Source organism: Acetitomaculum ruminis DSM 5522 (genome assembly GCF_900112085.1).
Taxonomy (GTDB): Bacteria; Bacillota; Clostridia; order Lachnospirales; family Lachnospiraceae; genus Acetitomaculum; species Acetitomaculum ruminis.
Window position 1 is genome coordinate 178,931 of record NZ_FOJY01000005.1, and the last position, 12,488, is coordinate 191,418.

12 protein-coding genes, 2 pseudogenes and 1 riboswitch are annotated in these 12,488 nt (G+C 44.4%); all 14 genes and pseudogenes read left to right on the plus strand.

Features of this window, described 5'->3' with window-relative positions; translation table 11 throughout:
- Positions 1–10: 10 nt before the first annotated feature.
- Entirely contained in the window at positions 11–2,632 is a 2,622-nt protein-coding gene (ppsA, locus tag BM153_RS04800) for a phosphoenolpyruvate synthase (RefSeq protein ID WP_092871293.1), read from the plus strand.
- Between the two features lie 9 nt (positions 2,633–2,641).
- On the plus strand, positions 2,642–3,904 hold the full coding sequence (locus tag BM153_RS04805) for an MFS transporter (protein ID WP_092871295.1): 1,263 nt from the start codon (positions 2,642–2,644) through the stop codon (positions 3,902–3,904).
- Between the two features lie 34 nt (positions 3,905–3,938).
- A complete protein-coding gene (locus BM153_RS04810) occupies positions 3,939–4,127 on the plus strand; it encodes a cysteine-rich KTR domain-containing protein (RefSeq protein WP_092871297.1) in 189 nt (62 codons plus the stop codon).
- Between the two features lie 123 nt (positions 4,128–4,250).
- Positions 4,251–4,342, plus strand: a riboswitch (cyclic di-GMP riboswitch).
- Positions 4,343–4,753: 411 nt separating this feature from the next.
- The gene (locus tag BM153_RS04815; protein ID WP_092871299.1) at positions 4,754–5,173 is read left to right on the plus strand and encodes a sigma-70 RNA polymerase sigma factor region 4 domain-containing protein; all 420 of its coding nucleotides are present in this window, start codon (positions 4,754–4,756) and stop codon (positions 5,171–5,173) included.
- A gap of 666 nt (positions 5,174–5,839) precedes the next feature.
- Entirely contained in the window at positions 5,840–6,193 is a 354-nt protein-coding gene (locus tag BM153_RS04820) for a type II toxin-antitoxin system PemK/MazF family toxin (protein WP_092871329.1), read from the plus strand.
- Between the two features lie 22 nt (positions 6,194–6,215).
- Positions 6,216–6,434: a helix-turn-helix domain-containing protein gene (locus BM153_RS04825; protein WP_092871301.1), complete on the plus strand. Its 219-nt coding sequence runs from the start codon at positions 6,216–6,218 to the stop codon at positions 6,432–6,434.
- Positions 6,435–6,578: 144 nt separating this feature from the next.
- Entirely contained in the window at positions 6,579–7,022 is a 444-nt protein-coding gene (locus BM153_RS04830) for a hypothetical protein (RefSeq protein WP_242949073.1), read from the plus strand.
- Positions 6,947–8,797, plus strand: coding sequence for an AAA family ATPase (locus BM153_RS04835; protein ID WP_092871303.1), 1,851 nt, complete (start codon positions 6,947–6,949; stop codon positions 8,795–8,797). The genes BM153_RS04830 and BM153_RS04835 overlap by 76 nt, the downstream gene beginning before the upstream one ends.
- A gap of 86 nt (positions 8,798–8,883) precedes the next feature.
- Positions 8,884–9,123 (plus strand): annotated as a pseudogene (locus BM153_RS14380) (type IV secretory system conjugative DNA transfer family protein); the annotation flags it as partial.
- Between the two features lie 93 nt (positions 9,124–9,216).
- A pseudogene (locus tag BM153_RS14385) lies at positions 9,217–9,369 on the plus strand (recombinase family protein); the annotation flags it as partial.
- A 499-nt stretch (positions 9,370–9,868) separates the two neighbouring features.
- A complete protein-coding gene (locus BM153_RS04855; protein WP_033119816.1) occupies positions 9,869–10,141 on the plus strand; it encodes a helix-turn-helix transcriptional regulator in 273 nt (90 codons plus the stop codon).
- A gap of 55 nt (positions 10,142–10,196) precedes the next feature.
- Entirely contained in the window at positions 10,197–10,811 is a 615-nt protein-coding gene (locus tag BM153_RS04860; RefSeq protein ID WP_456297603.1) for a radical SAM protein, read from the plus strand.
- A 40-nt stretch (positions 10,812–10,851) separates the two neighbouring features.
- A complete protein-coding gene (locus BM153_RS04865) occupies positions 10,852–11,889 on the plus strand; it encodes an IS1595-like element ISSag10 family transposase (protein WP_002837184.1) in 1,038 nt (345 codons plus the stop codon).
- A gap of 23 nt (positions 11,890–11,912) precedes the next feature.
- Complete coding sequence (lnu(C), locus tag BM153_RS04870; protein ID WP_019543803.1) at positions 11,913–12,407, plus strand: lincosamide nucleotidyltransferase Lnu(C); 495 nt, start codon at positions 11,913–11,915, stop codon at positions 12,405–12,407.
- Positions 12,408–12,488: the final 81 nt, after the last annotated feature.

Sequence of the window (12,488 nt, forward strand, 5' to 3'; positions counted from 1 at the left end):
GGAAAGTTTTATGAATTCATATGTGCTTAGTTTTCAGGAGATCGATAGACATAAGCTCATGGCAGTTGGGGGTAAAGGCGCCAACCTTGGAGAATTATCCAGAATTGAGGGAATACGAGTACCGGAGGGCTTTTGCATTACGACCGAAGCATACAAAAAAATAATCAACGAAACACCGGAATTAGACTCATTGTTGGAGCAATTGTCCCTGCTAAAGGCAGAAGACAGACAGAAAATCAGTGAAATCAGCGGAATGATTCGCAGGGTTATTGAAGGAATCATTATTTCAAAGGACATTGAGGAAGAAGTCCTTCATTATCTCGCAAGGTATGGTGAGAACAATGCTTATGCCGTGCGTTCCAGTGCCACAGCGGAGGATCTTCCTACGGCCTCCTTTGCAGGGCAGCAGGATACTTATTTGAATATCAAAGGAAAAGATTCGATTCTTAAGCATATCAGTATGTGCTGGGCATCACTGTTTACCGATCGTGCAGTTACCTATCGCATCCGCAATAACTTCGGTCACAGTAAGGTCTATTTATCTGTCATTGTTCAGCGGATGGTATTCCCCCAGGCATCAGGGATTATGTTCACAGCAGATCCCGTCACCTCCAACCGGAGGGTGTCATCAATAGATGCCAGTTTAGGGCTTGGTGAGGCGCTGGTCTCCGGCTTGGTCAATGCAGATATCTATAAAGTAAGAGAAGGCAGAATCGTCGATAAAAAGGTTTCTACCAAGAAACTTGCTATCTACGCCATAGAAGAGGGCGGTACGGAAGAAAGAGAGATTGAGACTGAACACCAGAATATGCAGACCCTGACAGACGAACAGATTTTACAGCTGGAGCGCATGGGAAGAACCATTGAGTCCTATTTCGGGAATCCACAGGATATCGAATGGTGCCTTTACGAAAATAAGTTTTATATTGTTCAAAGCCGTCCCATCACCACCTTATATCCTGTATCGGAGGTAAAGGACGATAAGAACCATGTATATATCTCCTTTGGTCATCGACAGATGATGACTGAAGCCATGAAGCCATTAGGACTGACAATTTTCCAGGAATGGATGAAGCGAATAACTGGTTCAGAAATGCCTGAGATGGGCGGAAGGCTTTATATGGATATATCCAATGAGCTTGCTTCACCTTTGATGTCCAAATTTTATTTAAAAAGCCTTGTGACAGTAGATGTTTTGATGCAAAAGGCCTTATACAATTTGATGAAACGAAAGGATTTTGTCAAAAATTTATATCGTGGTAAGACTTCTAAATCTGGAGCTTCCATGTGGCTGAAATGGGGTATTGATACCGTCAAAACCTATCGCCGAAACGACCCAGAAATCCTTAGAACCCTGATTGCCCAAAACGAAGCCTTCATACACAGCAGAGAGTTAAAATTTGCAAATTTATCAGGGATTGAATTGTTTGACTTTATACTCAAAGATTTTGAAGAAAGAAAGAATACACTTTTTAAAGGGTATGGAGCTGTTTTTTCGGGAGCCTACGCCTCATCATGGCTCAATAAGAACTTGCAGAAGTGGTTGGGTGAAAAGAATGTAGCGGATGTTCTCGCTCAATCGATATCAAATAATGTTACATCCGAAATGGGACTTGAACTCCTGGATGTAGCGGATGTCGCAAGGCAGTATCCAGAGGTTATTGAATATTTTGAGCAAGCAAATGACGATACCTTTTTTGACGACTTGATGAAATTGAAAGGCGGAAAAGCTGTAGCTGATTCAATTAAGTCCTACCTTAAAAAATACGGTATGCGCTGTTCTGCAGAAATTGATATAACCAGAACTCGGTGGAGTGAAAAGCCGACAATACTCCTTCCAATGATTCTCAATAATATCAAGGCCTTCGGCCCCAATGCCCACAGCGTGAAATTTGAACAAGGTCTGCAAGAAGCAAGGCAGAAGGAACAGGAGATATTAAGTCGTCTGGAACAAATGCCTGGTGGAAAAAGTAAAGCCAAAAAGACAAAGAAGATGATAAGTGTTTTACGAAATTTTGCTGGTTACAGGGAATACAACAAGTATTCACTTGTCTCTTATTTATGGATCATTAAGCAGGCTTTGTTGAAGGAAGCCGATAATCTGGTGCAGAAAGGTGTTATTCGTGAAAAGGAAGATATCTATTATCTAACATTTTGGGAACTCTGGGAGGCTGTTAAGACAAATCGGTTAGATTATAGCCTTATAACAAAAAGAAAAGAGGAACATGAGGTTTTTGAGAAGCTGACACCTCCCCGTGTCATTACCTCCGAGGGTGAAGTGATATCCGGTGAATACGACACAGGCAATATTCCCCAAGGTGCTTTAGCCGGTGTGCCTGTCTCATCCGGAATCATTGAAGGCCGGGCACGAGTCATTTTAAGAATGGAGGATGCCGACATAGAGGAAGGTGATATTTTGGTCACCGCCTATACGGACCCCAGCTGGACGCCGGTGTTTACATCCATTAAAGGTTTGGTGACGGAAGTGGGCGGCATGATGACTCATGGTGCTGTGGTTGCCAGAGAATACGGTTTGCCTGCAGTAGTAAGTGTGGAAGATGCCACCAAGTTGATTAAAGACGGACAAAGAATACGGATAAACGGGACAGAAGGCTATGTGGAACTTCTGTAGGGTGCTGAGATGATGAATAGAAAAAAGAAACCTCTAAATACAAATTTTATATTCTTAATGCTGGGGAGAATGGTGTCCGATACCGGAGCAGGAATACAGGCGATGATTATACCTCTGTATATCATCGACACCGGTGGCTCGGCGGCGACAGTAGGCCTATTTTCCTTCCTGTCTCTGATACCGATTATATTGATTTATCCCTTTGCCGGTGTTGCCGGAGACAGGCTGAACAGAAAGAGCATTATGGTGGGAACAGACTTAGCCAATGGTTTGATAATACTGGGTTTGGCTTTTGCTGCCTATTCGGGGAGAATGGGTTTGGCTTTACTGTTTGCTGTGCAGGTTCTGACATCCATATTATACGGTTTTTTTGATCCGGCCACCAAAGGCATGTTGCCACAAGTAGTGCCGAAGGAAGAATTGACAAAGGCTAACTCAACTGTCGCATCACTTAGGATTTTTTCCAGTTTACTAAGTCCTGTGATTGGTGCTGCTGTCTATGCAAGCCAAGGCATTGCGGTGCTATTTTTAATCAATGGGATTTCATTTTTATTATCAGCCGGCAGTGAAATGCTGATAAGGTACAAACATATAAAAAGGGATGTAGTCGTTGGTGTGTCAGGGTTATCAAGGGATTTGTCCGAGGGTGTCAAGTTCGTTTTGGATAATAAAGTAATCGGTAAATTATGTGTTTTTTCCCTGATGCTATTGGCTTTAATTCAACCGATATTTTCTGTTGTGTTGCCTCTGTTTTTCAGAACCCGTCTGGAATATTCAGACCCTCAATACGGTTACCTTCAGGTAGCCATTGTATTTGGAGCACTGCTGGGCAGTATTTTAGTGGGTACGCTGTTTAACAAAGGGAAAGAAGTAACCAAATCGTTGCTTACTGGCTGCAGCCTTCTCATGGGTACAATGTTGGTGTTTACAGTTTTGTTATTTCCACAGACTGTATCGGCACTGGGTAATGGTACAATGATATATTTTGCCTTGTTTGCAGGAATTCTCAGTCTGTTGAGCGTTGCGATTATCTTTATAAACGTTCCAACACAGACTATTATTCAAAAGGAAACTCCTAACGAATACCTATCCCGTGTGTTCTCAATCGTTGGAATGATCAGCAAGGGCGGCATGCCCTTTGGCGCGTTAATATATGGAATTATTCTTACCGGAGTTGAAGTTCATTGGATGATACTGTTAGCTACATTATTGACAATTTTAATTTCACTTAGATTTATTGTCTCCTTCGTAAGAGTTTATAGTCAAGAATAAAATGGGTGTGATGGTACCCCTATAGGAGGTCATAATGGAGGAAATAGAATGGATATTATGTCCTGTTTGCAAAAGTAAAACTCGGCTTAAAATACGGAAAGATACAGTATTAAAAAATTTCCCTCTATTTTGTCCTAAATGCAAACAGGAAACCATAATTACAATACGAGAATTAAATATGTCTGTTATCAAAGAGCCAGACGCTAAGACGCAGAGCCGATAACCCGTAGATTTATGGAGGGTATCGGCTCTTTCTTTTTTGATAATGACATTCCCGCTTCGCGCCAAGATGTCCACTTAACTGTTACTGCCCGATTTGGATAGGCAAATAGTCACAACAAAATAACAAAGCCAAGGGCAAACCCTTTGAAAATCGGGGGCGCAAAGCCACAGGGTCTAAGGCGTTTTATAAAACGCTACGATAGCCTGGCTGCCAAAAACCATGCGTAGCCTGCCCTCAATATTCACTGAGGGCGGGCTACTCGTATATCTGTAGGTTTTTGTCATAAAAGCAGGAAATCGGGATACCGGCTTTTGCCACTTTGGCAAGAGGGGTGTCCCATGAACATTAACAGCTTCTACTTTTTTTGGAGGTGGAAATAAAGAAAGCAGATTCCCTACATACCACTTCCTGCCCCCACAACTTTATATAGCAATTTCAAAAAAGTCAGCATTTCGCTATGAGCGCAGTGCTGACTTTTTTCTTTCGACATATTTCCTGCTTATTTTACAATTTGTTCCAACAAGGCGGTTTAACGGCCTAACAAGAGCCAAACCACGCTGCCGCTCACCTCCGCTTCTGACATTTTGACTCACCATCAAAATTTCAGAAAACGGAGGACAAGCCATATGGCAGAAAAGAAAAAACACCTTATTAAGGTACAGGATCAGCTTGTGCCAGTCAATGAAGAAGTATATCTGACCTATTACCGTATGAAGCGTCGTGAAATCTATCTTGAAGAAAGAGATACAGCAAACGGCGTGTTTTATTACAGTGCACTGGATGCCGAGGGAACTAATGGAGAGGATGTAATTCCGGACCGTTCTTCCCCTCCGGTGGAGGACTTGGTAATGGACAAGCTAATCACCGAAAAGCTTCACCGATGCCTTGCCCAGCTTGCCAAAGAGGAACAGGAACTCATCTTCACCCTGTTTTTTCAAAATAAAAGTGAACATCAACTGGCGGCGGATACTGGAATTCCACGCATGACACTCCATGACCGAAAGGTCAAAATTCTGCGTACTTTAAAAAAACTTATGGAAAAGTAAAAGTTTTTCCGTCCAACCCCCTCACTATTTCGGCTTAGTAGTGAGGGGGTTTTTATTTTCCCTCAATGCTCTTTGAAAATTTCATATCCGACGACCTGAATACATTAGCTGACGAACCCCGAAAGGGAAAAGCGACTCCGAGGATGCGCCAAGACCACCTGTAGGACGGCGATGAGAACACGAAAGCACATGATGCTTCTTCTTTCTGTTCGTGATTTCTTATTTTCCAGCCTATCAAAGACGGCCAAACAAGGTGCAAAGCGGTACCCATCCGACGGTCAAACAGGCTGTGGCAGCCTGTTTCGCAATGACCCCGTCAGCCTATATTGATACTTCTGTCCAGTCACAGCCCCCCTTGACCGGGGGATCACGCAATGAGGGCAGCCGGCAGAGATCCTGGCGGGGGTGGGATTCCCATGATGCGGTGAAGCCAGCCGCAGTTCAGACCGTCGCCCTGTGAGTCCGATATAATCCGGGCTCTGTGCTTGGGGAGTAGTGTCGAATAAAGCACAGAAACAAAAAAATCTTAATGTCAGAAGCGATGGGGATCGCTCTGCCTGTGGATACTCTCACAGTAAAACCACTTTTGCAAAGCGATCCCTATTTTTGTGCCATTAAGAAAAACAAAGAATCCAAAACCAAGGAGGTGCAAATTTGAACGATAACATGCAAGCCATCAGCCGTGGCGATATCTTCTATGCCGATTTAAGTCCTGTTGTGGGCTGTGAGCAAGGCGGGACCCGCCCTGTTCTCGTACTTCAAAATGATATCGGAAATCGGTATAGTCCAACAGTCATCGTCTGCGCCATTACCGGAAAGCCGAAAAAGCCCCTGCCCACCCATGCGGTCATTGCCGGTGCGGGCAGATTATCCAGAGAGTCATTTGCACTTCTGGAGCAGATACGTACCATTGACCGGATACGTCTCCGGGAATGGATTGGCAGACTGGATGTACATGAGATGGAAAAAATAGATCAGGCACTTTCTATCAGCGTCGGACTTGCTCCGGCGCTATTTTAATTTTTGGAAGGAGGACGTTCATATGAATGCTAAAGTAGCCATGTTTGAAAAATACCCGGATGTGGTTGAGGTGGATCAGTTACGGGAAATGCTCGGCGGTATCAGCCGAAAGCTGGCATATAAACTGCTTTCGGAAAAAGAAATACATAGTGTTCGGATTGGACGAACCTATAAGATTCCAAAGGCATGTGTCATTGAATACCTACTATGCGAAGAAATGTGTCACATCAAGATTGGCTAATTTAAGCTTGCTTGCCATTGACTAAAGTGTAGAAAAGTCCATTGGATTGTTTCCGCCTATTATGATAGCTATACCAATCCTTGTGTGGTATTGTGGTGGTGTCAATGGTAGGCAAATAAGCTGTTATTTCAAAGGAGGATAACAATGATAACAGGATGCCTACAAGAAAAAAATAACACATACTATGCCGTTCTATACATAAAAGTAGACGGCAAGAGAAAAACCAAATGGATTCCAACCGGACTACCGGTAGAAGGAACCAGCGACAGAAAAGCTAAGAAAGCCTTTGATCAAATCCGCTTGGAATATGTACAGGAGCAGGAGGAAATCGAGCGCAAGGAGGCGGCGGAACGCACCAGAGAACTTATTGAGGGGAAGCAAAATCCGCAAGCCAAGGTGTTATTCATCAACTACTTACAGAAATGGTTGCTGCAATCAAAGCCCACATTAGCAAGAAGTACCTTTAATGGCTACAAAACAATGGTAGACGGGCGAATCAAGCCGACCTTGTTTTGTTCCTGCAATCGCAGGGGGAACCGCTGGAACGCGCCGGACAGGAATACCGATGGAAACGGCACGACAGCTTGACCGTCCGGGGCAACAAGTGGTATCGCCACAGCCAGAGCAAGGGCGGCGGCCCCATTGATTTTGTCATGGAGTTTTTTGGCAAGAGTTTTACCGAAGCCGTTGAACTTCTCACAGGAGAAAAGGGAGCCGCACCGCCGCCGGATAGACCAAGCTCCGCGCCCCTCTCCGACTTCCGGCTACCGCCCCGCAGCCCCGACAACCGAACAGCGAGGAACTACCTCACAGCCGCCCGCCGCATTGATGAAGATGTGACGGGCTTTTTCTTTGCCAGCGGCGATATTTACGAGGACGCAGCCCACCACAACGCCGTATTTGTGGGGCGGGACGAGGACGGAATACCGCGCTACGCCCACAGCAAGGGAACGGCGGGAAACTTCCGCCTTGATGTGAAAGGCAGCGACAAAGCCTTTAACTTCTGCTACCGGGGCGAGGGCGAAAGAGTGTTTGTCTTTGAAGCCCCCGTTGACCTGCTTTCTTTCCTCTGCCTGTTCAAAAAGGATTGGCAGAAGCAAAGCTACCTGTCATTGGGCGGCGTGGGAGAAAAAGCCCTGCTCCGCTTTCTCTCTGACCGTCCGAACATCAAGACCGTTTATCTCTGCCTTGACAGCGACGAAGCCGGAAACGACGCTTGCAGCCGCCTTGTGAAGCTCATGCCGGAGGGCTACACCGTCCACCGGCTTATCCCTCTTTTCAAGGATTGGAACGAGGTATTGCAGCACCGGGCAGAAATCACAGACGGGAAGTATTTGCGAGAAGCGGTCTACGGCTTGAAAGGGCCGCCGCAGGAAGAAACCGTTGAGATTATCCGCATGAGCGAGGTGGACACGCAGACCGTCGAATGGTTATGGGAGCCGTATATCCCCTTTGGGAAAGTAACCATTGTGCAGGGCAACCCCGGCGAGGGCAAGACCACCTTTGCCCTACGCCTTGCCGCCGCTTGTACCAACCGCAAGCCGTTCCCCCACATGGCAGTGCATGAGCCGTTCAATGTGATTTACCAGACTGCCGAGGACGGTTTGGGCGACACCATCAAGCCCCGCCTTATGGAAGCCGAAGCAGACCTTGACCGCATTCTTGTCATTGACGAGAGCAAGCAGGGGCTTTCCCTGTCCGATGAGCGCATAGAGAGAGCTATCCGACAGACCGGGGCGCGGCTGATTATCCTTGACCCCATACAGGCGTATGTGGGCGAGAAAACCGACATGAACAAGGCCAACGAGATACGCCCCATGTTCCGCCGCCTTGCCGAGATTGCCGAGCGTACCGGGTGCGCCGTTATCCTAATCGGACACCTCAACAAAGCCGCCGGAGGACAGAGCGCCTACCGGGGTTTAGGCTCCATCGACTTCCGCGCCGCAGCAAGGAGCGTCCTGCTGATCGGGCGCGTGAAACGGGAACCGAATGTGCGCGTTATCGTCCATGACAAATCTTCTCTTGCGGCGGAGGGTAAGCCCATAGCCTTTTGCCTTGACCCGGAAACGGGCTTTTCGTGGATAGGCGAGTATGACATTACCGCCGACGAGCTGCTGTCCGGCGCGGGCGGCAACACCGCCACCAAGACCGAACAGGCGGAACGGCTGATACTTGACCTGCTTGCAGACGGGAAAGAGCTTGCCAGCGAGGACCTTGTAAAGGCCGCAGCCGAAGCCGGAATATCCGAGAGGACGGTACAGAACGCCAAGCGCAACATGGGCGGTGTTTTGGGCGCAAGGCGCGTCGGCGGTCAATGGTACAACTTCATCAAGAAGAAGCAGCCGCCCGAACCCGCAAGCTGAAAACGCAAAGTGCAGACCCTTTGCGCTTTGCACTTTCGCGCTTTCGCCTTGATTGTGCGTCAATAACTCCAAATAACACTTGACAAAACGCTTCATGGGGCGGCGCGGAGGATATAAAGCCGTATATCGACCCTGTATTTGAAAATAATGTGCTGCTGACGCAGACCGAAAGGCTGATGATGAGCAGCCGCCCGAAGCAGCCGAAGTATGCAAGAAACAAAAACATTCTTGTTATCGGCGGTTCCGGCAGCGGCAAGACCCGCTTTTTCGTAAAGCCCAACCTTATGCAAATGCACAGTTCTTATGTTGTTACCGACCCGAAGGGTTAGATTTTAAGAATACAGAGAAAATAGGTCATTAAAAAATGAAGTGTTTTCTGTGTGTTCTTATTTTTTAGCATTATGAAAGGAGCTGAGAAAATGGCTAAAGATAACAGAATAACAGCACTTTACGAGCGTCTGTCCCGTGATGATGAGATGCAGGGCGAATCCAACTCCATAACAAACCAGAAGAAGTATCTGGAAGATTATGCAGTGCAACATAGCTTTGGTAATATTCAGCATTTCAGTGAAAGGTAAACCCAAGAATTGATACAAAGAAATGCTGTTGTCAGAGCGGCAGAATGGCTTGAAATCAAGGGCTTTCAGAGATTAGGAACTCTCCGGCAACTCATTCTTTACGCCCGATTGTTGCCGACATCATGACAACAGCGCAGATGATTTTGACAACAGCAACGGAGAAAATGACAACACCTCAAGCAATGGTGACAACAGCAGAGAGAAATGTGACAACACCCGCTGATAACAGCAAAATCAGTTATAAACACGAGACTTTCTACATTTTGTTTAAATTTGCGAATTCTGTTAAAGCCCCAAAAGCCCAAATCAGAAAAAAACGGGGAAAAGCAAAACATTATTTAAAGTCGCCGAGGGTGACATATTGACAACATAGACGACATGTGCTATAATAAATTTGTTGTCATTAAAGATAAAATTTGCGGTCTTTTGCTGAACGATAATTAAACAAACTTAAGTAAAAGGAGCAAATTATTCTTTAGAAAGGGGATTAGAAGTGGAGTTTAACAATAGTAAGAGAATGGAACTGATCAATACAATGGTAACAGAGTTGCCTGTGCTGCGTGCAAGGATAGGAGCTTCCCAAGCTGATATCTCTGAAAAGATAGGCATTTCAAGGCAAACTTATAATGCAATTGAAAATGGTAAGAAAAAATTGAATTGGACTGTTTTTTTAGCATTGTTTGCAGTTTTTAGTAGTGATGAACGAACTCTGAAAATGTTGGATTCCATGGAAGTTTTTCAGGAGGGCGTTGCAAAGGAAATGTGATTGCCTTTTGCAACGAATCTTAGCGTGATTTTTTATTGGAGGTCATATGTTGAATATGGTTAAGAATGCTTCTGTTCAAGCCACGGATATATATAAGGATCCATATGGATACACATATTCTGAAATGGTTGGTGTATTGGGAGAAGTTGAGGCGGATAAGTTTTATCGCGAATTATACTCCGGTTCCCAAAGTAGTAACAAGTATAAAACGATAACTATCAAGGAAATCTTTCGTGGTCCGGATACTCAGAAATATGCTTTTGAATTGTCAGATGGCTATTGCATTGAAACGGTAAGCATTAAAAGAAAAACTGGTACTACTGTATGCGTGAGCACCATGATAGGTTGCCCTGTTGGGTGCATCTTTTGCGCCTCTGGTGAAAATGGATTTGTCAGAAATCTAACACCATCTGAAATAGTTCAACAAGTAATACTGATAAATGGTAGAGTAAATAGGATTGTATTCATGGGCATGGGAGAACCTCTGTTCAATTATGATAACGTGATAAAGTCCATTCATATATTAAGAGACCGCAAAGGACTTGATTTTCCAACAGATGGTATAACAATATCAACAACGGGACCGCTCCCTCAGATGAAGAAGTTGAGAGAAGAACATTTAGGCTCTGTCACAACAAATGGTTGGTTTTTGACGAGAAATAGCGTATAATAATAGTAAGAAACAGTACCACCGAAGGAGGTAATTGGATATGCCTACTATCAAAGACGCATTAGATATTATCGGTAAGTTGACTGTCGCAGAGCAGGAAAGCCTTAAAACAATGCTTTTAAGTCCTGCCTTTGTAAAGTCTTTGAATATTGAAGATTTCGTAGCAAAGGAACGCTTTGCAAATGGTCGTGTATGCCCTCTTTGTGGCTGTATCCATGTGGTTCGCAATGGTCATCGTAAAGATGGCACACAGCGATATGTATGTAAGGATTGTGGCAAGTCCTTCGTGATTGCTACGAACTCCATTGTGTCTGGTACAAGAAAAGACTTGTCCGTGTGGGAGCAGTACATTGATTGTATGATGAATGGCTTATCCATTCGTAAGACTGCTGTTGCTTGTGGGATTCACAGAAACACCGCATTCCTTTGGAGACACAAGATTTTGGATGCACTTCAGAATATGGCAGACGATGTTACCCTTGACGGTATTATTGAGGCTGACGAAACTTTTTTCGCCATCTCGTACAAGGGCAATCATAGCAAGAGTAAGACATTTGCTATGCCACGCAAGGCTCATAAGCGTGGTCATTCTACACATATCAGAGGCTTGTCCCAAGAAAAGGTATGTGTTCCTTGTGCGGTTAATAGGAATGGCTTGTCTATCTCCAAGATTACGAATACTGGTAGAGTTTCTACAAGAGATTTACATCATATTTATGATGGTAGGATTAAGACCAATTCCACTCTTGTTACGGACAAGATGAACTCCTATGTGAGATTTACAAATGCCAATGGCATTGACCTTGTGCAGTTAAAGACTGGCAAAGCCAAGAAAGGCATTTATAATATCCAACATATCAATAGCTACCATAGCCAGCTAAAGAGGTTTATGCGTGGCTTTAACGGTGTTTCTACCAAGTATCTGAACAACTATCTTGTGTGGAATAACCTTGTAAATTACGCCAAAGAAAGCGACATGGAGAAAAGGAACATCTTCTTAACTTTCGTTTTGGCAACATTGAAAACTGCTAAATGCAGAGATTTATCAAACAGACCAGCAGTTCCTCTGGTCGCCTAATTAGAATTTGTGGAGATGATAAGATGGTCAATATAACAGATGTAAAACAGATTCTTCAATTTGCAATAGATGCGGAGATTAAAGTCTTTCTTGATGGTGGCTGGGGTGTAGATGCTCTTCTTGGATATCAGTCAAGAGCCCATAATGATATTGACATTTTTGTAGAAAAGAACGATTATCAGAACTTTATAGAAATAATGAAAGCTAATGGCTTTTATGAGATTAAGATGGAATATACAACATTGAACCATACTGTATGGGAAGATTTGAAAAACAGAATTATTGATTTGCATTGTTTTGAATATACGGACGAAGGTGAAATTCTTTATGATGGGGATTGTTTTCCGGTAGAAACTTTTTCGGGTAAAGGAAGAATTGAGGAAATAGAGGTTTCCTGTATTGAACCATATAGTCAAGTAATGTTCCATCTGGGATACGAGTTTGATGAAAATGATGCACATGATGTGAAGTTATTGTGTGAGACACTTCATATCGAAATTCCAAATGAGTATAGATAACTGCAAATAACAGTTTGTAGGGGAGTTCTGATACTCCCCTATAAAAATGGCTATTTATCAACTGTTTGTTGTGACATAGCC